Consider the following 24,331-nt stretch of genomic DNA (forward strand, 5'->3'; position numbering starts at 1 on the left):
CCGCAGACCCACTTTGTATACAAAAAATTTTTCTAATCCGAGTCCGGTCGCATTAGTTTAGCTAATCTATTGTTGTAATTTTTTTACATAATTTTTTACAATAAAAACGCCGATTTAACTGTATAGACTGATATTAAACAAGTTTCTATATTGGCTATGATGAAATTGGCTCGCGACAAAGTTTAGGTAATGTCATTTTGTTACCCATAGCCTGTTTGATGAACACTGTTTTCAGCCCAGCGACATTATCAACTAGGGTTAGGCCTATGTCGCGCATGGCTTTTTTAAGCGGATTGCTGCCGGCAAACAGTCTTTTAAAGCCTTCCATGGTGGCAATCATCTCCATCGCCTCTGCTTTACGCCAACGTTCAAGGGCGCGTAAATGGCTGTATTCGCCTAAATCTTTGCCTTGCTGGTGCAGTTCGGTAAAGGTGTCGATGATGCTAGCTGCGTCTAAAAAGCCTAGGTTAACCCCCTGGCCAGCTAACGGATGAATGGTGTGAGCAGCGTCGCCAGCCAGTACTAATCGATGGCGGGCAAAGTGGCGCGCATAACGCATACGAAGCGAGAATGATTGACGCTCGCTAACCACCTGGCACATGCCTAAACGGCCATCGAGCGCGGCAGTTAATGCTTTGCCAAATTCGATATCGTCTAATGCCAACAATTGCTCGGCTTGGTCGGGCGATACTGACCAGACGATGGAGCATAAATTGTCGTCGTACAGTGGCAACATAGCTAATGGACCGCCAGGTAAAAAGGCTTGTCTGGCGGTGGCGTCGTGGGCAAGTTCGGTGCGCACTGTCGCGACAATGGCATGGTGGCCGTAGTCCCAGAAGGTTAGCGGAATACTGCATTGCTGACGCACCCAAGAATTAGCTCCGTCGGCGGCAACCACCACGGCGGCACTGACGTTATCACCATTGGCTAGGGTTAGCCAAGCTTCGCGCTCGCCAAAGGCTACACGCTCAAGGCGTTGGTTTTCAATATGGGTAATGTTGCTTATTTCGCTGGCGCGTTTGGCAAGGGCGTAACTGATGGCGTCGTTTTCAATGATCGAACCTAAATAGGCTTCGCTGATACTGTGGGCGTCGAACTCAATTTTACCTAGGCCGTCTTTGTCCCATACCGACATTTTTTGGTAAGGGCTAACACGGTTGTCGTCGAGGTATTGCCAAGCACCGAGGTTTTCCAGCAGTTGTTGGCTGGCTTTGTTAATAGCACTGACGCGCAATTTAGGCTCACCGCTGACAGCTTGGGTTGTGCCAGCATCGATAACCACCACATTAAGGTCGGCATTGGCTAAACCGATTGCGGTTGCAAGCCCGACCATACCACCGCCGACGATGGCAACATCATAAGTTTTAGTTGAAAACATGGTCAATCCTTACCTTAAAATGAGTTAACGCCAGCCCATGGCGGTTTGCGCTACGGGGCGCTTTAACGGCGGTAGCCAAGACAATAAACGCAAACCGATATTGCGTCCGGCAACTAACGGCCAATATTGATTGGAAAAGCCACGCACTAAAAATTCGATGTTGTTGAGTGTGCTGTCGCGATCGGCTTGGCGAGCGGCTAAATATTGATGCACGATAGCGCTGCTGCCGAGGTCGATTTCGGTTGCCGTGTTACTGCTAAAGGCATGTTCAAGCACCTTGAGTAGCCCGACTACATCACGTAAACCCAGGTTAAAACCTTGTCCGGCAATAGGGTGTAGCGTTTGCGCGGCGTTACCGACAAATATACAACGATGGTAAATCGGCCGAGGCATGTACGATAACGTGAGTGGATAACTGACCCGCTGACCCACATCGATAAAGCGGCCGACACGATGGCCAAATGCTTGTTGCAATGCCGCTAAAAACTCAGCTTTATCCGCATTTTTTAATTCATCAGCTTTGGCTGGCGGTAATGCCCATACCAATGAGTATCGCGCTTGAGTGGAAGGTGTTGATGGCACTGACGTCATCGGTAACAGTGCTAATGGACCTGTTTGGGTGAAGCGCTCATAAGCCCAGTGTTGATGCGGTTGGTCGGTAATGACATTGGCAACGACCGCCGTTTGATCAAAATTGACTTGCTCAGTAGGCTGCTGTAAATGTTGACGCACAACCGAGTTAGCGCCATCTGCGGCCACCAGCAACTGACAATGCAGCTGAGTGCCATTATCTAATGTTAATAAGTGACCGTCTGTTTGGGCTTGTAAATCAGTGACTTTGGCAGGACAAAACACGCTGACAGATGACTTTTGTAATTCGTCGAATAACACATTACCCACACGAGCCAATTCAACCACCTGCCCTAACGCGTCTAAGCCTAATGGTTTAGCGTTGAGTTCGGTCATGCCAAAGTGGCCGCGATCAGACACATGAATATTTTCGATCGCGGTGCCAAGATGCTGCAACTTAGGCCAAATGCCTAAACGAGTCAGTTCGAAAATAGAACCATGCGCAATGGCGATAGAACGGGCATCAAAACCGGGATGATTGTTGTTGGCAACATGAGCTTCGATGAGTGCAATACGCAGCGGACGCGCTAAAGTGGCAGATGATAAAGTAGCAGATAATGTGGCAGATAACTTAGCTAACCCTAGAGCTAACGTGGCACCTGCCATGGCGCCACCCACTATGGCAATATCAACGACGAGTGGCTCGGTAGATGTGTGTGCTGTGGTCATACGCTGCGCTGCTACCTATACCAAAATGTTAGTGAAAAGTAGAATGCTCATCGGTGTCATTCAAAGGCATGTCTAAGCCAAATTCTGAATAACATAAAATAGCAGACATTCTGACAAACTCTTGCAGCTCTTCGTAGGCAACTTCTGATTCTTCGTCATCACCAACATCAAATTCTACCTGGGCAATATCGGCAAGGTCTTTAATCACTTCTCGCACATCGGCTGACGCTTTATTTAGCTCAGGTTGAATGATGGCAATACCCGTTAAAAAACTTTGGGTCCACAAGGCTAACGCTTCAACGCGATCGCTCAGTGACGCTTCTTCTTCTGGTAATAAAAGAGTAAAGCCAAATTCGAAATCGACTAAGCGTGCCACAGTGTCTTGATACAAATCGCTGATCAGCTGTTGTAAGTTTGGCTCTAACGGTTGGCCGTCGTTCATTAATTCAACTAACGGCTTGAGCCAAGCTAAATTTTCTTGCTTTACACCACCACAAATAATCCCAACAAGCGCCCCATGCACTTCTACTGGATGCTGGCCGACTTCAGCGTAATCTAAGGCCTGTTTTAGTTTTTCAATACATAATGAAGGTGGGATTGCCATGGTAAATTCCTAATAACGCAATATCTGCTTCAATGCTAGCAGAGTTAGTATGATGCTCCAAATGCTAGTGTGTATTGTGCCCAAATTATGCCTAGACTGAAGCGGATTTGTTCACACAAACAGCAAATAGTTAAAAAGGGATGCTGTTGCCTTGCGCTTTTAAATTCAGCCCTATATAGTTCGCGAACTGACAAAGGATCTGAGGCAACATAATGAGTAACAGTGCAGTTGATATTACCCTATTAGGGCGCACCTACTCTATCGCATGTCCAAAAGGACGCGAAGATGCCTTGCGCACTGTTGCCAGAGAAGTTGAAAACCAACTGACAACCTTGAAGTCGCGTACTAATAATTTAAGCCGTGAAGAGTTAGCCATTATGGCAGCACTGAACATTGGCAATGAATTGTTTGAAGAAAAACAAAAAAATAAACAATATATGGCGCAAATGGATGAGCGTATTTCGTTATTACAGTCAACGTTGGAAACATCGTTGGTTGAACGAAGCCGCTAGGAAGGCTAAACTAAGATTTCAGAACTAAGCATTGCTTAATTCTACCCTGTTTTGCTCCCTGGGATATTTGCTCGTTGGTTAAGTCCCTGTGCCGATAATTACAAACCCAGGGTGAATGCTTTCGTTAACATTGTGCATGCTCGGATTATACCGAGAAGCCTTAGGAGATGAACATTTACCCGCCTTGAACCTACGGTTCAAGGGCTGCGCCGGCAGCGGTATTTTGGGGAGCATTCTAATTTTATGATGAACACTCTTTAAGAAGTGTTCATCATACCTCTGCAATATTCCATTATTTGTTACCTTGATTTAGCCATAAACATTTATGTCTGCCCATATATCAGTCACATTGATATAAAAGATAACAACCATTTGCTGCATTAATGTGCCTTGAATTGAAAAATCTGAATGGTGCTGGACCGGATCTGAAATTAATCAGGTTTTGATAAGTCATCCTCGTTCACATTTTGATGTTTGAAACAGGTTTACTTTAATCCATAAGGTTGTTTTACCGGGTTCATTAATGTATAAAACATTAAATATTAATAACTTGTAAATATGGATTATGACAAGTCGTGTCGTCGCCCGCTATTTTTACAGCATCATTATGGCTGTACTACTGCTTACTTTAGCAGGCTGTAAATCCACCCCAACGCCTTCACCTAAGCCTGTTAATATTGTTCCCACTGAGTTATCTCATTTACCAACTGATGCTGCTACCCAAGGCTTGAATATTATTGATACTCAGCTGAGCTTGGGCGACCGTAATTTATATCTGGCCAATAATGGCAATATCAAAATGCTGTCAACTGCCGAGTGTCGATTAGACATATCTGCTCATCGGGGCGATTTTCGACAACCAGAAAGTAGCGCGAATGCCATCGCGTCGGCGTTAAATGATAACTTTAATAGTGTTGAAATTGACGTAATGCTGCTTAAAGATGGCACTTGGGTTAATCATCACGACAGTCAAACGGGTCGCGCGACAGTGTATTACACCGGTGAGCGCTTCAAACTAAACCGTATGAATTTTCAAGAGTTTGCTAATCTCAAACTACGCGATAAACACACTAACAATTTACTCGATCAACGCCCTATTGCCGCAGTTGAAGCCTTTAAAACCTTTGCTGCATTGCGCAATAACAATCAACAACTCAATGTAGAAATTAAGTCTGACACCAACGGCCAAAAACTCGTTGAGCTTGATAATATGCTCATAAAATATATCGGTTTAGGTGGTTTTTATTATTCAGCCGCAGACCAAGACACACTCTATAAACTGCGAGGTATTAACTCTTCAGTTTATTTAGGCTTTATTCAAGGTGGACACCCAACAAGCATTGAAAAATTAACGGCTGATTTGCGTAAAGGTGCCAAAAATGATGCTTATTACTTAGATAATCAAAGCAAGCTTGAACTCGTAGGGCGATACGGCACTAAGCGTTATCGTTCACGCTATAAAGATTACACAGCAAAATCGTCTCTGTCTAAGTTACAAAAAAAACTGGGTAGGCACTCTGGACTCCACTTGGATATACGCAGCTTTATGCAGCATCCAAGCGTTAAATATTACGCTCACCAACTGGGCATGAAGGTCTACACCTACTCACTTAATGGCAGCGAGTATCATCAGTCACAATTAATTAAATTACCAACCGCACAATTACCTGATGGCGCCATTGTTGATGCAACGCCTTATAAAATTTGCCAACGTTTATTTAATGCGGCAGTTCCTACTAAGCGCTATGAACCATCAAGCCATCTTGGCCGTTATATAGCGTCTTTACCGCAAGATGCTGACTTTGATCGTTTTAACGAAATGCGTGGATATCAAACTGAAGGTTACTATTTGTCATTAGGTTCTGGTCTTGCACCGATTAACCGTACACCAGTAAAAGTGGTGCCTAATAATATTCCTACTCCATTGTTAGAACATGGTTTTCCAACGATCACTGATGAAAAAATTGATAATGATACCGGTGAGACAATTATTTTAAGGTTACCCCAGCGCCAAGCTAAATAGCAGTAAACCACTACATAAATATAAAAAGACGATGGTTGATAAAGATTAATATGACTGAAGATAACAAAAGTCCATTTGCAACAAATCTGCTAAACAGCGCCCCGACACAAAAGAAAATGGAATTCGCAGTAAAACAGCTGGAAAAAGTACAAAAAAGTCAGCAATCAACCGCTAAAAAAGTAGAAAAGCAACAAGCCGTTGAAGCCCAAATAAGTAAAACGGGCCAACCCTTCTGGTGGATGTTGCTGATGTTTATTTGTTCGTTAGTGTATTTGTTCCCGGAAGCGGTATTTAATGCGGCATTAACCGATGTAGCTGGAGGACGAAACTCCAGTATGGAAGACTTACGCTTGGTTGAAATCTTTGGCCGATCCATCAGCGGTATTGGTGTAACGTTACTGCTAGCAGATTTATTATTAAAGGGTAAAAGAGTTGCTAAAGTCTCACGCGCTTTAGGTTACTTTGCACTCATTGCGGTACTTGTATGGCCCACTGTGTTTTTTGGACAAAAATGGTTAGTTGATCATTTTATTATTGACGCTTCAACGCCTGAAGAACGCCAACAAGCTTATTTGTCGCAATTACTCCGTAGTGCGTTAATTGAAAACTCAATCACATTCGAAGGTATTGAGTACGATCCCAATAAAGAACACAGCGCTATCGAAAAAACCTTTTTATCCGTATTTGGTGGGCTTGTTTACGCTGACGATAAATTAGTCGACGATTTAAAGGACAAAAAGCGTTTGATAATGGAAAAGTTTGTTCGCGATCGAGCGATGTCTCGGTTTGATGAACACTATGGCCATTATGATAATTTCCGCCAAACACTGCGCAATAAATACACTGAGTATGCCTCGGGTTCAAATCAATATAACCAAGCCTTAGCCAGCGTACAAACGCGGTCAGATTCGTACTGGTTAGACACCCAAAATCAAATTAAACAAGGCTGGGAGCAATACCAAAAAGGTACCAAAGCTTATGAAGCTCGGGTGGAGTCGCGAGCTCAAAAAATGGCTCCAAAACTGTATGACTATTTTGAGCGTCGTAATAAATGCTCAGAAAAGAAAAGTGGTAGCAGTAAGGATAGATGTTTCGAGCGATTACAAAAAGGCTACGACAAAGAAATAGCCAAATACAGTATTTCTTATATTCCTCCTAATGATTGGCTCATCCGCGAAGAGATTTCAACTTCAGAAAACGTCGGCAATTCTATTATTTCAGGCATTATGAGCTTAGGCTTATTCACGGCGATGCAGGCTGCAGATGCTATAACTGGTGGCGATGCTGGCTTTAAAGATCATCGCATGGTGTATACCAACGATGTGAATCATTACAAACGCGTGTTGATGGTAAAAATGGCGCCTGATTTTGCTAAGGAGTCAGGGGGTTACCCATTAGGGATTAACTCAATCCATGAGTTTAGAGTACATGAGCTGACCAGCATCAAAGTCAATAAGAAGCTAAAGCAAAAAGGCTTAACCTTATCCCCTTCTTGGTCAATAACCGACCGTAATAGTTTTGATATCGCTGTCGCTAAAAAAGTGCGTCAACAGGCTGATGCCGAGTGGCGCTCAAAAATGAAAGCTAAGGGTAGCGATATGCCACCGAATTTGAGCTGGCAAACCTTTCAGCAGCAAGGCGTTATTCAACAACGTATTAAACGAGAAATGAAAGAGTTATACGTTAACCCTACGCTGGCCGATTGGAATAATCGCGAGTTCAAACAACACATCATTGAACCTAATATTAAACGTAAAACCACAGAGTATCTGAATGTACTCGAAGCGCAGCAAGCAGAGTTTGCCGATGGCGGTTCGTTTGAATCAACGGGTAAATCGGCATTACGTTCAACGATTATTCCGCCAATTTCTATGGCGATTAGCTTAGCATTAGTGTTACTTACCGTATTAAAGCTACCGATGAAAGCGGTCGAACTAGTACAAGCTAAACGTGCGTCCTCTGCGCCAAGAGTTAAGCCTAATCGCTTGATAAAACCGGTGATATCAACGGTGTTATTAGCGTCAATATTTGTGGTTCCGTTATCGATGGGCGGCAACCAATACACTATGCCAGGCTCATCACTGCATTACTTTTTTGATCAAATGGAAAAGAACGATTCCGCCACGGTGTCATATACACTTAAATGGTTATTAGTGACCCTGCCTATGGTGCAACCTGTCGGTTCATCTATTGATCAACGCTTGTTTATTACTGAAGGATTTAATGCCATCAGCGACCCGATTAATCGCTTTGATTTAGCGGTGATGCCAACACACGATTCAACGAAAACCGTTACCTCATCACCTAAAAGCTCAGCCTTATTGCCACTCACTATTAACAGCAATATCGCCAGAGCCAAGGTTTCAGTGATGAACATAAAACCCAAGTATCAAGCAGGCATGATGCTTCCTGCAGGCAGTTATGACATAAAAATCTCTGCGCCAGGACAAGAGCCGATAAGACAGTGGGTTTATTTGAAGGCCGATGAAACGAGTTTTGAAATCAATTTTTAATACGCTGCGGTCAGCTATTTAACTCAATAGCAAAATAACGACAAATAGCAAAATAACGACAAATAGCAAAAATGTATCACACATTGTTTATAGGAAGTATTACGTGAGTAAATTAGAACAATTCCAACGATTTATCCGTAATAACGGTAAAGACCTCACCGGTGTCGATGTCCCTGTAATATTGAGTAACGAACAAACAAAGCAACCTCAGCTTAAGTTTACTTTTGGGTGGACAATTGAAGTTGGGGTGAGTCAGCACGAACATGGATCTTATTGTCCTAATGGCATCCAATCTGGTAGTGCATCAAATGCGAGGGATTACGCCCACGACAAAGCAAAAGAGTATGCTAGCGGACAAAACTCGTTATTTAATGACCGCTTTTTAAATATTCTTGGGCCTGATATTGCTAGCAATTTTTTGATACGAAATAGAGACTTAAAATCTGCACCAGAAACCTATGTAGGCAGCAAAGTGTGTTACAACTGCAGTGGCTCTGGGTCACAAAGCTGTTCTAATTGCCATGGCTCTGGCAAGAATTCTTGTACCGGTTGTAGTGGCAGCGGCCGCATTAGTGTGTCACGTTTCGACAGCCATAATAATCGCACTGTTTATACTACAGAATCATGCTCATCTTGCTGGGGAAGTGGTAAAAAAACCTGTTATACCTGCAACGGCTCAGGTTCAGTAACCTGCAATACTTGTAATGGTGGTGGATATCTCTATTACAGTTACACCATTGATGGTGATGCCAAACGCAGCACTAAATGGGCTTATAACAGTAACGACTATCACGAGTGGACCTCTGAGTTCGTTAAAAATAATGGTTTAGACTTAGTTTATCATTTGACCGAGATAGCTGAAGTTGACGTTGAAGGCACCCTTGATGGTTGTACTTTTATTTATGCTTTTACCGCTAAACTGCCGACGTTACAATTTACCGCTACCATAGATAAAGTCGATACAACAATGTGTTTTGCAGGTAAGAATGACACCACACATAATGCCGGTGGAGTTTACGATCCTGCGGTATGGTTTGTAGCGCAAGAAATGACCGGTAATGACCAAGAAACCGACAAAGATATATTAGCAACACCTGCCATAAAAGACATTATTGAAGCGCACACCACCAATACTCAAATTGCGTTATTAACAGAAAATTGGGTTTCAAAAGAGATTAACGATGCTGTTATCTCTAACTATCAACACTTAGTCACTACGTTAAAAAAGCAGAGTGTTAAGGGCATTGCCCCAAACATGTTTTTAAGCTTAATAAAGTACACTTATTTGTTCTTCACGTTAGGGATGTTAATCGCGCTGTTATTTCCTTCATTTGCCGCAGAAACAAGTCATCGCATGAGCGTGTCACAAGTGCCTGAATGGATAATGGCGTTACTGATGATGAAATTTGGTTTATTTGGGCTCCCCGCTTATGTGAACTATGTGTTTGTCTTTGGACTACTGTGGTTAAGCTATAAGAGTGTGAAGAAGTGGTACTGGAAAAATATCGGTAAAACTAAAATATGGCTGTTAGCGATAAGCATCACACTATTATTACCACATATCGGCTTTTCATCTTATTACAATACGTTAGAACTACTTAGACATTCACCCACCATAGCAAGCTCCTTAGTGAGTGGATCGTTATTAGTCGGTGTTTACTTACTTATTTTTGGGGTGAAAAAACCTAAAAGATGGTATGGGAAATTGTTTGGTTTATTGGCTGGGCTGGGTATTTACTGCGCCATTCAATATGGGCTTTACGTGATAAATCCAACGTATGGTTTTGTGGTAGATCATACTCATTATGCCCGTGAGGTGACAAAACTATTAACATCGGCCTTGGATTTTATGAAGCACAATGTCTTTGAGTGGGGCTTGTTATCGATTAGCTTTACTTATTTTTTAACCCGTAGACGTTTTTGGTTAAAAGCAAAAACAATGGTGGCGGATTACGATAGCCCAGTGCTACTAAAATCAATGAATATGGATAAATAGTGTTACGTATTTAGGTTCGATATGCAGAGCAGAGGCTAAATTTTGTAGCAACATTAGCAGAAGATTAACCTGTGCTTTCATATCGACTCAGAAAGCGATAACCTACTTTCATATTGTGTTATTAGCTGTTTTTTAATTTCATTTGTTAGTGATGGAGTACTCCAAACACATGAGTATCACTCGTTTTATGACGAACTCAAGCAATCGTCCGCTTACGTCAACCTCTTCGGCACGCATCAGCTACTTTGCCACGCCTTCTGAGTTTCAAGAACCACTGTTTGATAGCACAGACATGAGCCGCGAGAACATTCGTCGCCATGTACGCCAAGAGCGTAATAGCCTTAGCCCTGAAGAACAATCCCAATTAGCCTTGATTGCCAGCCGCCATATGCTTGCTGAAATTCAAGCACAGTCGGCTAAGCATGTTGCCTTGTATGTCACTCACGATGGTGAACTTGCTACTCAAAAACTGATTGAAGCATTGTGGGAATTGGATATCACGCTCTATTTGCCGCGTATTCATCCGTTTAGTAAGGGGAATTTGTTGTTTGTGCGTTACGATCGCGATTCTGTGATGGTTAACAACCAATATGGAATTAGCGAGCCACAACTCAATGTGCAGCATGTCATTACCGTCGATAAGCTTGATATGATCATTACTCCGCTAGTCGCCTTTGATGAACACGGCAATCGCATGGGCATGGGCGGCGGATATTACGACCGCACCTTGGCACAAGTGGTTGATAACAAGCCGTTAGCCGTAGGCTTTGCCCACGACTGCCAGCAAGTCAGCCAGGTTCCAACTGACTTTTGGGATATCCCTTTGCCCGTGATTATTACGCCAACGAGACGATTAGCTATTTAAAATAGCTACCGATTCGTAATAAAAAGCCTCATCAATAAACGCTATTGATGAGGCTTTTTAGTTAGCTGATTTATTGCCGCTATTAATGACCGATATGTGAAAAAACCTGCAGACTTAACTATTCTCCGTCCAAAGTGTCCGAAATAGCATGATAAAAATGCCGAAGTGACATCAAGGATGATGGCACAGGCTCTGGGGTACAGGGATGTACCATCTGAGCCGTTAGGCGATTTTTATTATGCTATGAGGATCAACACTTTGCCGGAGCTGCCGGGGAGATCCAAGAGGGGAAAGCAGTTTTTCCCTTCTTGGTCGGGTGTGGACGAAGTGCCACGATTTTTGTTATATGCAACAAAAGCAATTGTGACTACACAATTGCTTTCTCTAATGCTTGGCTAACATCAGCAATGATGTCGTCGATGTGCTCAATACCCACCGATATGCGCACTAGATCTTCTGATACTCCGGCTTTAGCTAATTCGACACTGTCTAACTGGCGATGGGTGGTACTGGCTGGATGACAAGCTAACGATTTAGCATCACCGATATTGACCAAACGTAGCACCATTTGCAGTGCATCAATAAACTTACCACCAGCAATTTTACCGGCTTCTGCGTTATCGGCTTTAATGCCAAAACTAATAATACCTGAAGCTTTACCACCAGTGATTTTTTTGCAGGTTGCATGGTGCGGGCTGTCTGGAAGTGCTGCGTAATTTACCCAACTAATGCTTGGGTGCTGCTGTAGATATTCTGCTAGCGTAAGCGCATTACTGCAATGACGTTCCATACGTAAACTTAAAGTTTCTAAGCCTTGAAGTAACAAAAATGAACTGTGTGGTGACAAGGCTGCGCCAGTATTACGCAGTGGCACTACGCGGCATCGGCCAATATAAGCGGCGGGTCCAAATGCGTCGGTATACACCACACCGTGATAAGACGGATCAGGTTCGTTAAGTATCGCAAAACGTTTTTTGTTGGCAACCCAGTCAAATTTACCCGAGTCAATAATCACCCCGCCAATGGTTGTGCCGTGGCCGCCAATGTATTTAGTGAGCGAATGAATAACAATGTCGGCACCATGATCAAATGCGCGGCACAACACTGGCGTCGCTACAGTGTTATCTACAATTAATGGCACTCCGTGTTTATGGGCAATATCGGCCAAACGTTGTAAGTCGACAATATTACCTGCTGGGTTACCAATCGATTCGCAAAATAGCGCTTTAGTGTTGTCATCAATTAATGCGTCGAGACCATCAAAGTCATCAAACGCCGCCATACGGACTTCAACGCCCTGGCGTGGCAGCGTATGGGCAAATAAGTTATATGTGCCGCCGTACAACTGGCTGGTACTGACAATATTGTCGCCCACTTGGGTTAATGCTTGAATCGCGTAAGTAATCGCAGCCATGCCAGATGCCACTGCAAGCGCACCGATGCCACCTTCAATGGCGGCTAAGCGTTGCTCTAACACACTAGTAGTAGGATTCATGATGCGGGTATAGATGTTGCCTGCCACTTTTAAATCAAACAGGTCGGCACCGTGCTGGGTATCATCGAAGGTATATGAGGTGGTTTGGTATATCGGCACCGCAGCGGCTTTAGTTGTAGCTTCAGACTCGTAGCCATAATGTAGCGCCAATGATTCCAGCTTCATGTTTTCTGCAGACATAGTGACTTCCTTTCGATAATAGCGAGTGTGGATACTGATTAATATCCACACTACCAATTAGCCATCTAGAAGTCTATAGCAAATTAACGTCAACATTGCCCCGCACATTAGCGCTTGGCGTTGTATGGATTATTTTAAATGCCTGCCGCCATCAACGGCGTAGCTGCGGCCGGTAACATAATGGCTGGTGTGCAAGTAGTCGACTAAAACAATAATCTCCGCATTACCAGCTTCTTTGGGCAATATGGCTTTAGCCAATGCCTTGGCTTTGTATGTCTCGCCGTCATCTTCATTAAATAAAATCATCGCAGGAGCAATGGAGTTCACTTTGACATGTGGGGCTAATAAACTGGCAAATGACAGTGTCATATTATGCAATGCTGCTTTACTGGCGGCGTAGGCGATGTGCTTTTTACTGCCCTTTTCGGCAACGTAATCGGTAATGTGAATAATGTTACTGGCACCAATACTGTCGTCATTGCTTTTAGCGGCGCTAATCAGTAATGGCGCTAAGGCGAGATTGATTTGATACGGTGCTGATACGTGAATTTGCATCATCCGCATCATCGTATCGGCAGGGCTTAAGCCGCTGTTATCGGGTAACCAGTCTGACGCATTATGAATAATGGTATCGACGCGAGCATGATGCTCATTGATGTGAATAATTAATCCATCAATAGATGCTGGATCGGTTAAGTCGCATGAATGTAAACTCGCGCCCAACTTACCGAGCTGTTCAATGCTGTCATAATGAGTGCGATAAGTGCCAATGACATGATGACCTTGAGCCAAATAATATTTGGCCAGTGCATAACCTATGCGTTTACCTACGCCAGTGATCAGTATTGTACGTTCCATAATGCTCTCTTTATTTAAGCTCAGATACATTGAGCTTTTATCATAATTAAATTAGATGGTTATCTCAAAGCAAACCATTCGAATCTGACTAAAAGCCATCCTAGCGCGTAATAATGACATTCGATAGTGTTTATAAAAAATGACCTCACGATGTGAAGTCATTATTAAAAATCATGCTGTGGCGCTAGCGATCCCGAGTTTAGGCGAGCTATGCCTAAACATTATGCTAAACGTTATGCTAAAAGTTATGCTAAAAGTTATGCTAAAAACTCGGCTCGGCTAGCAGGATTGGCCTTAAAGCAGCCGCCAAGTGCAGTGGTTTGTGTGCTTGACGAGGTGTCCATAATGCCACGAGATTTTACGCAGTAATGGATGGCGTTAATGCTCACTGCAACATCATCGGTCGCCAACAACGTTTGCAGCGCGACTAAAATCTGCTGAGTTAAGCGCTCTTGCACTTGTGGACGCTGAGCAAAAAATCGCACGATGCGGTTAATTTTCGATAAGCCGATAATGTTATCTTTGGGAATATATGCCACTTTGGCGAAACCATCGATAGTAATAAAATGATGCTCGCAAGTGCTCACAACACTGATATTGCTAATTTTTACCATCTCTTCAACACCCATCTTATTATCGATTTGAGTGATTTTTGGAAAATTAGCATAATCGAGACCCGAGAAAATTTCGTTAACGTACATTTTGGCAATGCGGTGCGGAGTTTCGGCTAAGCTGTCATCGGTTAAATCTAGCCCTAGCGTCGACACAACTTCGGTCATTAAGCCTTTAATGCGCTGGTATTTTTGCTCGCTGGTCATGTCACTTGGCACTAACGGTGTTTCAAGGCCATGGGCGACTAACGCTTGTTGTACTTTTAATGCTTCTGCAGACAACTCTGCGCGAGTTATGTCATTAATGGTCGTCATAATAACATCCTTAAATAATAGGTTGGCTAGCTTTGGTATTCTAAAGATAACGACACTGAATCAGCGAAACGCAATGCATGAGGCTTATCAATGGTGACTCTGGCCAGGGTAACGGTTGGGTGCTCACGACAAATATCTAATACGTCGGCAACCAATTTTTCCAGTAATAAAAAACGGCCTTCTTCGACATGCTGAATCACTTTTTTGGTGATTACTTTGTAGTTTAGCGCATCGGCAACATCGTCGGTTTGAAACGATCGATCGGCTGGATAATGGATCTCGATATTGATCACCACGTCTTGCTGCTTTTCGCGTTCGTCTTGGTTAAACCCAATAAACGTACGTAAGCGTAAATTGGTGACCTTAATAATGGCTTGGCTTAATGGCATTATTGAGCCCTTGTGAATTGTTTTGAAGATATACGCCAGGGTGAAATAAAAAGATCATAAACCTAAACGATTTGACTAAAATTTTGATCGTATAACTAAAGTAAACTGGCTTGGTGTTTGGGGCGTACAATAGTCAATATAAGCATTCAAAATGTGTGTTTAGTAAGCATTGGCATAAAGAGGTAAATGATGGAACTGACTGTTTTTTACGATGGCACTTGCCCGCTGTGCCTCAATGAAATGAAGCAATTAAAGCGTTATGACAATTTAAACCGCATCGGCCTTGAAGACATTAACGCTGCAGATATTAATCTGCGTTTTCCTGATTTAGATGTAGTGCACGCCAATACGGTACTACATGGCTTACAAGCTGATGGTAGTTGGCTGTATGGTTTAGATGTTACAGCCAAAGCTTGGGGATTAACCGGTAAACATGGTTGGATAAAGTTATTACGTTTACCGCTGATTAAACCTGTTGCTGACCTCGCGTATTTGGCCTTTGCCCGTAATCGTTACCGTATATCTTATTTGCTGACAGGTCAAAAACGCTGTGACAATGGCAACTGTAAAATAAAGTAAGGGCAAATAGTATGAGCGATTCTACGACACCAGAAACCATTATTGTGATTGGCGCTTCATCGCTTATGGCACAAGCTTTTATTGCCAAAACCTTTACTCAACAAGCCTATACTGATCAAACCGTTATTCAGCAAGCATCAAGCCAGCAGTCAAAAAGGCATGATACTTCGCCGCTACAAATCATTACGGTTAGCCGCCAAAATAAATTGATACTACATGATCTTACGGACAATATTAGCCATCATCATTTTAGCTGTGATTATCAGCAAGCCTCAATAGAACAATGTGTTACTAATATAGCGGCCATTGCAGGCAAAGTGACACGAATAGTGATGTGTAATGGTATTTTGCACAGTAAAAACCCGCAAAGCGCTGATTCAATTTTAGGGCCTCATTCGGCTAATGATTCAACATTAATGCCAGAGAAACGCATTGAGGATATTGATGCACTATCGTTAGAACAGTTGTTTTATGCCAACAGTATTGTGCCTATGTTATGGCTAAGCGCCCTCACCTCATTATTGTCACTACCGCGTCATAAAGTCGCTGGAGAACAGAAATGTGTCATCAGTATTTTGAGCGCCCGAGTTGGTAGTATTTCAGACAACCGACTTGGCGGCTGGTATGGCTATCGCGCGTCAAAAGCTGCGTTAAATATGCTGATCAAAACCACTGCAGTGGAATATGCCAGACGACTTAAACGAGTCAAACTCATTGCGTTTCATCCTGGCACTACTGACACACCATTATCAAAACCCTTTCAGGCTAACGTCCCCGCAGGCAAGCTTTTTACCCCAGAATTTGTCGCCAGCCAGCTGTATAACATCATGGCCGATATTGAGCCCAACGGCGAAGCCAGTTACTTAGATTGGCAAGGCAAAGAGATTAGTTGGTAATGTTCCCGCCTATTCACTAAGCATTTTTTGACCAAGAACTCAATAATCAAAAAATGTAGATCCTGTCGATTACCCTGTCGATGTTGTTTAATAAACCATCGACTCCCCTTCAATGTATCGGCAACTATTTCCCTGTTCTTATGGTACTAAGGTGCCAATTAAATAGTGCTGTAATTGCTTTATTCTGAAAGTACTAAATCAGATGTTAGTGAGAATATGCACTAGACATGATCTCGCAATGAAACATGACACATAGGTTGATGGCATACCTTGTCATTGCCGCTATTGAATTAAGGGAACCGATACTATGTCGACGTTACAAACTGGACTAAAAGGGAAAGTGGCACTTATTACCGGCTCCACTAGCGGTATAGGCTTAGCGACAGCGCATGTACTTGCCGAACAAGGTTGTCATATCGTATTGCATGGCTTAATGGCGCAAGATGAAGGGCAGACTTTAGCGGCTGAGTTTGCAACCCAATACCAAATAAAGACCTTTTTCAGCAATGCAGACTTGAGAGACGCTAACTGCATACATGCGTTTATGGACTGTGCGATGAGTGCATTAGGCAGTATTGATATTTTGGTTAACAATGCTGGGATTCAGCACACCCAAGATGTGGCAAACTTTCCGGTCGAAAAGTGGAATGACATCATTGCGATTAACTTGTCTTCCGCTTTCCATACGATTCAACAAGTCGTACCTGCAATGACTGAAAAAAAGTGGGGACGAATTATCAATATTGCCTCAGTACATGGCTTAGTCGCCTCGGCCAATAAGGTAGCCTATTGTGCAGCAAAACATGGAATTATTGGCTTAACCAAGGTGGTCGCGATTGAATGCGCTGAACAAGGAATTACCGTCAACGCGATTTGCCCTGGATGGGTGGATACCCCGCTTATCGGCAAACAAATTGACAGCATAGCAAGCGATAAAAATTTGAGTTATGAAGACGCTAAATATCAACTCGTGACAGCCAAGCAGCCGTTACCAGAAATGCTGGCACCGAGACAAATCGGTGAGTTTGTTTTATTTCTTTGTGGTGGTGCCGCAAGAGGCATTACCGGTGCAGCTTTACCAATGGATGGTGCGTGGACAGCGCAATAAGCTTGGAGTTATTGTTCTATAAAATGGTAGCGTTATATTCAATGTTAGCCCTTATTCACATCGATAAGGGCTTTTTAATGCCTAACAGGCAAGGCTTCAATTAATGATGACAAACTAGGCCATGAATTTAGCAATGTGTTGATAGGTTGCCATGCATTCATCTTTCACTAAATCGTGCAGCAACATATAGGCGTGGATCATGCCGTCGAACGAATGATGTTCAACATCAACACCAGCAGCAGTTAAGGCCTTCGCATAGGCTATGCCCTCATCCCGAAGCGGATCGCAACCTGCCGTAAAAATAAGGGTTTTAGGCAATTTAACAGACATAGCCCCAAACAAAGGTGAAGCCTGTTTAATGACATCTAAATCGGTAGATTGAAAGTACTGCTCGAAATACCACTTTATACGAGTGGTTTCGAGTAAGAATCCAGTGCCATTACTGTCTAATGATGGGCTGTTTAAGGTGTAATCGACACTCGGGTAAATAAGAATTTGTTGGTCAATGTTAATCCGCTTATCGGTCAAACTTTTCATGCTTAAACTGGTGCAAATGGCGCCACCAGCACTGTCACCAATAATAGTGACATTGTGTTGATGGTTAACATCACCCAGTAACTCAGCGTAACGTATTAATACCTGTTCGCAGTCATCAATCCCTGCAGGATATGGATATTCAGGCGCGAGCCGGTATTCGACAGATATCACTACACACTGCGCTACGCTAGCAAGGTGACGACAAATAGGATCGTAAAGCACCACACTGCCACACATGTGCCCACCACCATGAAAATGCAATAACACTGGCAAAGGTTTATCTGGCGCAGGGCTATAAATCCTAACGGGAATAGTACGGTCGGGTAACGTTAGCATTTTATCTGCAATGTAGCTCATCGCTGGCGAATCACTCATTAGTGCGCCGAGTTTATCTAGATTTTGGCGCAAAATTGTCGGTGTAAATTGGACATTATTCTGTTTAGCCAAGGCGATATTGCTGTTGGCTAAAGCCAGAAAATCAGTGAATTTTGGGGAAACGGTTCCTCGCATTAGGTTAACTCCTTTGGTTTTCCTGTTTCAGGTAGAAAATAGCTGCCAACAAACACTGTGCCGCTGAGTATCGTGATCATCACAAATGAACTGACATAACTGCCATCGTTTAAATCAACCAATTTACCAAACACCCACAACACAATAGTCGAAACCAGATAGCTGATTGACCAAAACAGGCTAAACACCACGGTGATTTTTTGCCCCGTCATGTCAGGGAGTTCGTGAGGAATAGACACTAATGCAGTCACAGGGAAAAAGATAAAAAAGCCCAATATGATAGCGCATGTTATTTGCAGCCAAGGCTCGGTACTAAAAGATAAGCCTAAAACGGTAATAAAAATAATCAAACCACTTAAGCGAAGAATAGGAAGACGTAACGGATTTTTGCGGCTATACAACATTCCCGCAATTGTGCCGACAATACCAAAACCAATCACCCATTTACTTTGGCTTATGCCCGCTTGAGGATAGAAAGTAAATAGGCAAATATAAAACGAAAGCAGTCCAGAATAAGTAAAAGCATAAGCCCAATTAAATGTATCTTTTAAGCCCTCAAGATAACCGTAAATGGCAGGCTCTACCCCAGAGGCATTATTTGCAGATTGTGGAGCATCAAACTTAACCAGTAACCACACAATGGCCAGTATCAAGCTCGCGCCTGAAAACAACACTAAGCTATTTTGCCAGCTGCCTGTAAGTGAATTAATACTGGTCATGCCCCATAAAATAATCGCTGTGCCTACGTTAAATGCTACCGCATTCAAACCATTAACTACCGGACGGTCTTCAGGTGCAAACCACAGCATCACAATAGGGTTAAAGTACACAATCATAAAGGCTCCGCCCAAGCCCATTAAAAATCGGCTCACCAGCAGTAACTCATAACTCGTCGCTAAAGGCGTTACTATCCCGACAACAATTAATAACGCAGCTAACAAAAAGGCGTACTTTATTCCAAACTTTACCGCCACATATGCAGCACTAAAAGTTCCGACTATTTTAGCTAGCGTGACTGCACCACTGATAAAACTTGCCGACGCTAAACTCTCAATGTGCATCGATGCCATGATGTTGTTCATGCTGGCGGTGCCGCCAACCCATGCCATGGCAAAAAGCACATAACTCGTAAAGACTAAACCTTCGACCAAATATCTATGGGTTATTTTCATAGGCGTTATCGGTACCTTAAATGACACTAATGGAGTTAATTCATGTTATCTGATGGATATGGATAAATAAGTACTACCTTAGTGCACCGCATCATTAAAAATCTTTATCAAACAGGGCGTCTAGTGTAGTTTCGCAAGGATAAACAATAAAAATAATTGGGGAATAACTTGCAGGCTTGGTTATCTATCGATACTTGGTTGATCAGTTCAATTTCGATTACTTATCTTGCAATGCTGTTTGTGGTTGCACAGTGGGGGCAAAATCGTTCCATAAAAAAATTAACCCAAAAGCCGTGGGTCTATAGCCTGTCGTTAGGGGTATGCTGCACATCATGGGCGTTTTATGGCACCGTTGGACAAGCTGCAACAACCGGAGCCTGGCTGGCCCCCATTTATATTGGTTCGATCATTTGCTTAGTACTAGCATGGCCGATGCTAATGCGCACGTTGCAAATAATCAAAAGCCAAAACCTCACGTCTATTGCCGACTTTATTGCGTGCCGTTTTGACCGTTCGCCTAAAATTGCCGCCAGCGTTGCCATAGTGTCACTACTGGGAACCATTCCTTATATTGCCTTGCAGTTAAGGGCCATCAGTACCAGCTTTGATTTACTAACAGGCACGTTTCAGTCCGGTATTAGCACCGCATTTGTGGTGACCATTGTATTAATTATCTTTAGTATTTTGTTCGGCACCCGCCAACTGTCTGCCAGTAAACACAATCAAGGCTTAGTACTGGCTATTGCGTTTAGCTCTATAGTGAAGTTATTTGCCCTGACTGCCGTCGGTATTTTTGCCACTTTCTTTATATTCGATGGCTTTGGTGATTTACTGACTCAAGGCCAACATATTAAACAAACCAGCCAATCAGACTCGACTTACCTTGTGATTTCTCAAGTTATTTTGGGTGCTATTACTATCTATGCGTTACCGCAACAATTTCATATGATGATGATTGAAAACAATCATGACGAAGAGCTCAAATCAGCACGTTGGATGGTGCCGTTATACCTGTTATTGATTAATATTTTTGTATTGCCGATTGCATTAGCCGGACAGCTTAGCTTCCCAGGTGGCAGTGTCGGCGCAGATACCTATGTGCTGACATTACCGCTTTTTTATCAACAAGCATGGCTAGGGATATTGGTTTATGTCGGTGGACTCGCGGCGGCAACGGCAATGGTTATTGTGGCGGCGATTGTATTGAGCACGATGATTTCGACAGAAATTTTAACGCCATTACTATTACGACTACCAAAATTTAGCTCTCAACAAACCCCGCAGTTATCAGGTATTTTATTAAATTTACGCCGTATCTCTATCGCGGTCATTTTATTATCCGCTTTTGCATTTGAACGCTTTATCGATCAACAAAATCATTTAGCCAGTATTGGCTTGTTGTCATTTGTGTTGTTATCTCAATTTGCGCCCGCTGCGGTAGGCGCCTTATATTGGCGAAATGCCACCACCCAAGGTGCCTTTGTGGGGCTCATAATGGGCAGTATTGTTTGGCTTTATACTCTACTATTGCCGGCTACTTTCCCCGATGCCCATTGGGTTAAATTTGGATTATTTGATATTGCGTGGTTAACGCCGACAGCCTTATTTGGCTTAAGCGGTTTGGATAATATTAGCCACGGCGTATTTTACAGTTTAGTGGCTAACATTGGCTGCTTTGTGGTGATTTCACTGCTTAAAGAACAAAGCGTTGGCGAGGTTTTACAAGCTGACTTATTTGTAAACAGAAAACAGATTCAACTAGAACGGCACTTATCCGTAGAGGATTTAGCCAGTTTATTAAATCGTTTTATTAACAAAGACGAAGCCGATGCGCTTATTGCAGAATCTAAAAAACTCGCAGGCAAAGATCAGCAGCAACAGCTCGTTGATTACACTCGCTTAAAACTGTCTGGCGTACTCGGTTCAGCGTCTACCAGAATGGTGATGAGCGCCGCATCGCGCAGCCAGCAAATGCCATTAGAAGATGTAGTGAGCATTGTTGATGAAGCTAGCCAGATATTTGAATTTAACCGTGAACTCTTGCAATCTGGCGTAGAGAATATTGAGCAAGGGATCAGTGTTGTCGACGCCGATATGCGCTTAGTGGCTTGGAATCAACGTTATATTGAACTGTTAGGTTACCCTAAAGATTACGTCAGAGCGGGTCTGCACATTGAGCAGCTCATTAGATTTAATATCGACAGAGGCATTATTGTCGGTAACGAGGCACATGAGCTAGTGGAAAAACGCTTAGCTCATATGCGCAGTGGTAGCCCTCATCATTTTCAGCGCACTATGCTAGATGGAAAAGTGCTGGAAATTCGCGGGCAAGCCATGCCAGGCGGAGGCTTTGTCAGTACGTTTGCTGATATTACTGCACATATTGAAGCAGAAAAAGCCTTACAACTGGCCAATGAAACCCTTGAAAAACGGGTTGAAAGCCGCACCCAAGAACTGGAAAAAGCCAAAGCTGAAGCGGAAGCTGCTAATAGCAGTAAAACCCGCTTTTTGGCCGCGGCCAGCCATGACTTAATGCAACCTTTTAATGCCTTAACCTTATTTACTGAGATGCTAAAGCAAAGGGTTAAATCAACTGAACTGCATGACCTCGCAACCAATATTGAAGACTCATTAAACGTGGTGGAGAGTTTACTATCCGATCTGGTTGAGATATCTCGCTTAGACAGTAACTCGTTAAAAACTGAAAAAAGCCAATTTGCGATTGATGATTTATTGTCAACGTTAGTCAATGAATTTAATGCATTATCGGTTCAACAAGGTATTGATTTTAACTACCAAATCTCTTCTTGTTTTGTAGAAAGCGACCAAAGACTGCTGCGCCGTATTATTCAGAACTTTTTATCTAATGCGTTTCATTACTCCCCTTCGGGCAAACGCAATCAGCAAATAACATCCCAAACCTCTTCGCCTGACAATAAAGTAAATGGGCAGACTAGCAATACCGAGTTTGTCCCAAAAGTGTTATTAGGCGTTAGGCGGCTTGAGCACGCTTTATTAATACAAGTTTGGGACAATGGCCCAGGTATTCCGCTTGATAAACAGCAAGCCATTTTTTGTGAATTTGAACGCTTAGAGCTCACTCGTGAAATTCCGGGATTAGGACTAGGCTTGGCGATATGCGATCGAATTGCCAAGTTGTTGGATATCAACATATCGCTGCATTCTGAAGTGGGTAAAGGCACGTGTTTTAGTGTTGAAATACCCCGTGTATTACAGCAGAAAAAGCCAGTTAAAGTGACTGAAACGGCCGAAGATGACATAAGCAGTGACAGCACTAATATTACCGTGATGGTGATCGACAATGACGACCTGATGCTAAAAGCGATCTCCACATTGCTCAGCGATTGGGGATGTAATGTCATTACCGCAAAAGACCAACCCAGTGCCATACTGCAATTGGCCAATAACCCACAACCCAAACTGATTATTGCTGACTATCACTTAGAAGATGATAAAAATGGTGTGGATTTAGTACAGTATTTATTAGCCCATCACCTGACGATAAACCGTACCCCACCCACCTGTGTTATCTGCTCTGCCGACCCTTCTGAAGCAGTTAGACAACACACCAGCAGTGCGCAATTTAGCTTTGTGCGTAAACCGCTTAAGGCAATAGCCTTAAAACGGTTCATTAAACAACTGACGCCTGAATAACTAATATTTTCAATAATTTATTGATCACAAAAAATGCCTCACATGGAGGCATTTTGGGGTTGACTCTTTAGTCGCTATATCAATATTTAACCAAAATCAGTGGTCATAACGATTCGTTGATACAACATCATGAGGCTGCTACATCCACCTGCAGGTTTTCAGTTGAAGTAATCATTAATTGTTGAAACACCAGCCCAGCTTGAGTGCGATTGTTGATTTCAAGTTTAAGTAAAATCGCTGAGACATGTTTTTTTACTGTGGTTTCTTTAATGTTTAAGTCATAAGCGATTTGTTTGTTTAACCGACCATTGGCAATATTGGCTAGCACGGTGTACTGCTGCGGCGTAAGTTGAGCTAATTGCTTTGCTAAACGTTGATGTTCGGCAGCGGTGTGTTGATCGGCACTAATATTGGTGTGCTCTGGTAGCCAAATACCCCCTTCAAGCACAATATCAATCGCCGTTGATATTTGGGTTAAATTGGCTGATTTTGGAATAAAAGCACTGGCGCCAAAATTGATCGCCTTGCGGATAATCTCCGGCTGATCGTCAGATGACACCATGATAACCACAATGTCGGGGAAATGATTTTGCAATAACGTCAGCCCAGTAAAGCCATCGTTTCCCGGCATATGCAAATCAATAAAGATAAGCTCAATATCTGGGTGCTGCTCCACTATCGCAATTAACTCTTGAAAGTTTTCCGCCTCTAGCACTTGTGCATTATTGACACTTTTTTGCACGGCTTGGGTTAACGCGGCACGAAATAGTGGATGGTCATCTGCAATGGCCACTTTAATTTGAGACATCATTGGCT

The 24,331-nt window shown here is 43.0% G+C and carries 19 protein-coding genes and 1 other RNA gene; 10 read left to right on the plus strand and 10 right to left on the minus strand.

Annotated features, from left to right (window positions below):
• Nucleotides 1-154: 154 nt before the first annotated feature.
• The 3 genes from SFRI_RS16260 to SFRI_RS16270 are packed head-to-tail and all read right to left on the minus strand — an operon-like array spanning nucleotide 155 to nucleotide 3,281.
• Entirely contained in the window at nucleotides 155-1,378 is a 1,224-nt protein-coding gene (locus SFRI_RS16260) for an FAD-dependent oxidoreductase (RefSeq protein ID WP_011638591.1), read from the minus strand.
• A gap of 24 nt (nucleotides 1,379-1,402) precedes the next feature.
• Nucleotides 1,403-2,677, minus strand: coding sequence for a 2-octaprenyl-6-methoxyphenyl hydroxylase (gene ubiH, locus SFRI_RS16265; protein ID WP_011638592.1), 1,275 nt, complete (start codon nucleotides 2,675-2,677; stop codon nucleotides 1,403-1,405).
• A gap of 28 nt (nucleotides 2,678-2,705) precedes the next feature.
• On the minus strand, nucleotides 2,706-3,281 hold the full coding sequence (locus tag SFRI_RS16270) for a UPF0149 family protein (protein WP_011638593.1): 576 nt from the start codon (nucleotides 3,279-3,281) through the stop codon (nucleotides 2,706-2,708).
• 212 nt (nucleotides 3,282-3,493) lie between these two features.
• Here SFRI_RS16270 and SFRI_RS16275 point away from each other — a divergent pair, with 212 nt between their 5' ends.
• From SFRI_RS16275 to SFRI_RS16295, 6 genes are all read left to right on the plus strand, one after another.
• Complete coding sequence (locus SFRI_RS16275; RefSeq protein ID WP_011638594.1) at nucleotides 3,494-3,793, plus strand: cell division protein ZapA; 300 nt, start codon at nucleotides 3,494-3,496, stop codon at nucleotides 3,791-3,793.
• 52 nt (nucleotides 3,794-3,845) lie between these two features.
• A non-coding RNA gene (gene ssrS, locus SFRI_RS21320) (6S RNA) lies at nucleotides 3,846-4,027 on the plus strand.
• Between the two features lie 331 nt (nucleotides 4,028-4,358).
• A complete protein-coding gene (locus SFRI_RS16280) occupies nucleotides 4,359-5,816 on the plus strand; it encodes a glycerophosphodiester phosphodiesterase family protein (RefSeq protein WP_011638595.1) in 1,458 nt (485 codons plus the stop codon).
• Nucleotides 5,817-5,866: 50 nt separating this feature from the next.
• Entirely contained in the window at nucleotides 5,867-8,329 is a 2,463-nt protein-coding gene (locus tag SFRI_RS16285) for a peptidase associated/transthyretin-like domain-containing protein (protein WP_011638596.1), read from the plus strand.
• A gap of 103 nt (nucleotides 8,330-8,432) precedes the next feature.
• Nucleotides 8,433-10,325: a hypothetical protein gene (locus SFRI_RS16290; protein WP_011638597.1), complete on the plus strand. Its 1,893-nt coding sequence runs from the start codon at nucleotides 8,433-8,435 to the stop codon at nucleotides 10,323-10,325.
• A 169-nt stretch (nucleotides 10,326-10,494) separates the two neighbouring features.
• Entirely contained in the window at nucleotides 10,495-11,190 is a 696-nt protein-coding gene (locus SFRI_RS16295; RefSeq protein WP_011638598.1) for a 5-formyltetrahydrofolate cyclo-ligase, read from the plus strand.
• A 367-nt stretch (nucleotides 11,191-11,557) separates the two neighbouring features.
• Here the strand turns inward: SFRI_RS16295 and SFRI_RS16305 are convergent, their stop codons facing one another.
• The 4 genes from SFRI_RS16305 to folX form a co-directional block, all read right to left on the minus strand.
• On the minus strand, nucleotides 11,558-12,850 hold the full coding sequence (locus SFRI_RS16305) for an O-acetylhomoserine aminocarboxypropyltransferase/cysteine synthase family protein (RefSeq protein ID WP_041413695.1): 1,293 nt from the start codon (nucleotides 12,848-12,850) through the stop codon (nucleotides 11,558-11,560).
• A 144-nt stretch (nucleotides 12,851-12,994) separates the two neighbouring features.
• The gene (folM, locus tag SFRI_RS16310) at nucleotides 12,995-13,723 is read right to left on the minus strand and encodes a dihydromonapterin reductase (RefSeq protein WP_041413195.1); all 729 of its coding nucleotides are present in this window, start codon (nucleotides 13,721-13,723) and stop codon (nucleotides 12,995-12,997) included.
• A 257-nt stretch (nucleotides 13,724-13,980) separates the two neighbouring features.
• Complete coding sequence (folE, locus tag SFRI_RS16315) at nucleotides 13,981-14,649, minus strand: GTP cyclohydrolase I FolE (RefSeq protein ID WP_011638601.1); 669 nt, start codon at nucleotides 14,647-14,649, stop codon at nucleotides 13,981-13,983.
• A 26-nt stretch (nucleotides 14,650-14,675) separates the two neighbouring features.
• Nucleotides 14,676-15,038 carry a dihydroneopterin triphosphate 2'-epimerase gene (gene folX / locus SFRI_RS16320; RefSeq protein ID WP_011638602.1) on the minus strand — a complete coding sequence of 121 codons (363 nt, stop codon included), beginning with the start codon at nucleotides 15,036-15,038 and terminating at the stop codon, nucleotides 14,676-14,678.
• Between the two features lie 189 nt (nucleotides 15,039-15,227).
• Here folX and SFRI_RS16325 point away from each other — a divergent pair, with 189 nt between their 5' ends.
• From SFRI_RS16325 to SFRI_RS16335, 3 genes are all read left to right on the plus strand, one after another.
• Nucleotides 15,228-15,617 carry a thiol-disulfide oxidoreductase DCC family protein gene (locus SFRI_RS16325; protein WP_011638603.1) on the plus strand — a complete coding sequence of 130 codons (390 nt, stop codon included), beginning with the start codon at nucleotides 15,228-15,230 and terminating at the stop codon, nucleotides 15,615-15,617.
• 11 nt (nucleotides 15,618-15,628) lie between these two features.
• A complete protein-coding gene (locus SFRI_RS16330; RefSeq protein WP_011638604.1) occupies nucleotides 15,629-16,513 on the plus strand; it encodes an SDR family NAD(P)-dependent oxidoreductase in 885 nt (294 codons plus the stop codon).
• 307 nt (nucleotides 16,514-16,820) lie between these two features.
• Nucleotides 16,821-17,621, plus strand: coding sequence for a 3-hydroxybutyrate dehydrogenase (locus tag SFRI_RS16335; protein ID WP_011638605.1), 801 nt, complete (start codon nucleotides 16,821-16,823; stop codon nucleotides 17,619-17,621).
• A gap of 114 nt (nucleotides 17,622-17,735) precedes the next feature.
• On the opposite strand, the gene SFRI_RS16340 is transcribed toward SFRI_RS16335, so the two are convergent.
• Complete coding sequence (locus tag SFRI_RS16340) at nucleotides 17,736-18,668, minus strand: alpha/beta hydrolase (protein WP_011638606.1); 933 nt, start codon at nucleotides 18,666-18,668, stop codon at nucleotides 17,736-17,738.
• Nucleotides 18,668-19,840: an MFS transporter gene (locus SFRI_RS16345; RefSeq protein WP_011638607.1), complete on the minus strand. Its 1,173-nt coding sequence runs from the start codon at nucleotides 19,838-19,840 to the stop codon at nucleotides 18,668-18,670. Before SFRI_RS16345 ends, SFRI_RS16340 begins: the two co-directional genes overlap by 1 nt.
• A 168-nt stretch (nucleotides 19,841-20,008) precedes the next feature.
• Between SFRI_RS16345 and SFRI_RS16350 the strand changes: the two genes are divergently transcribed.
• Nucleotides 20,009-23,515: a hybrid sensor histidine kinase/response regulator gene (locus SFRI_RS16350; RefSeq protein ID WP_011638608.1), complete on the plus strand. Its 3,507-nt coding sequence runs from the start codon at nucleotides 20,009-20,011 to the stop codon at nucleotides 23,513-23,515.
• A 127-nt stretch (nucleotides 23,516-23,642) separates the two neighbouring features.
• On the opposite strand, the gene SFRI_RS16355 is transcribed toward SFRI_RS16350, so the two are convergent.
• Nucleotides 23,643-24,323 carry a response regulator transcription factor gene (locus SFRI_RS16355; RefSeq protein ID WP_041413196.1) on the minus strand — a complete coding sequence of 227 codons (681 nt, stop codon included), beginning with the start codon at nucleotides 24,321-24,323 and terminating at the stop codon, nucleotides 23,643-23,645.
• Between the last annotated feature and the right edge of the window lie 8 nt (nucleotides 24,324-24,331).

Source organism: Shewanella frigidimarina NCIMB 400 (assembly GCF_000014705.1).
In the GTDB taxonomy this organism is placed as follows: domain Bacteria; phylum Pseudomonadota; class Gammaproteobacteria; order Enterobacterales; family Shewanellaceae; genus Shewanella; species Shewanella frigidimarina.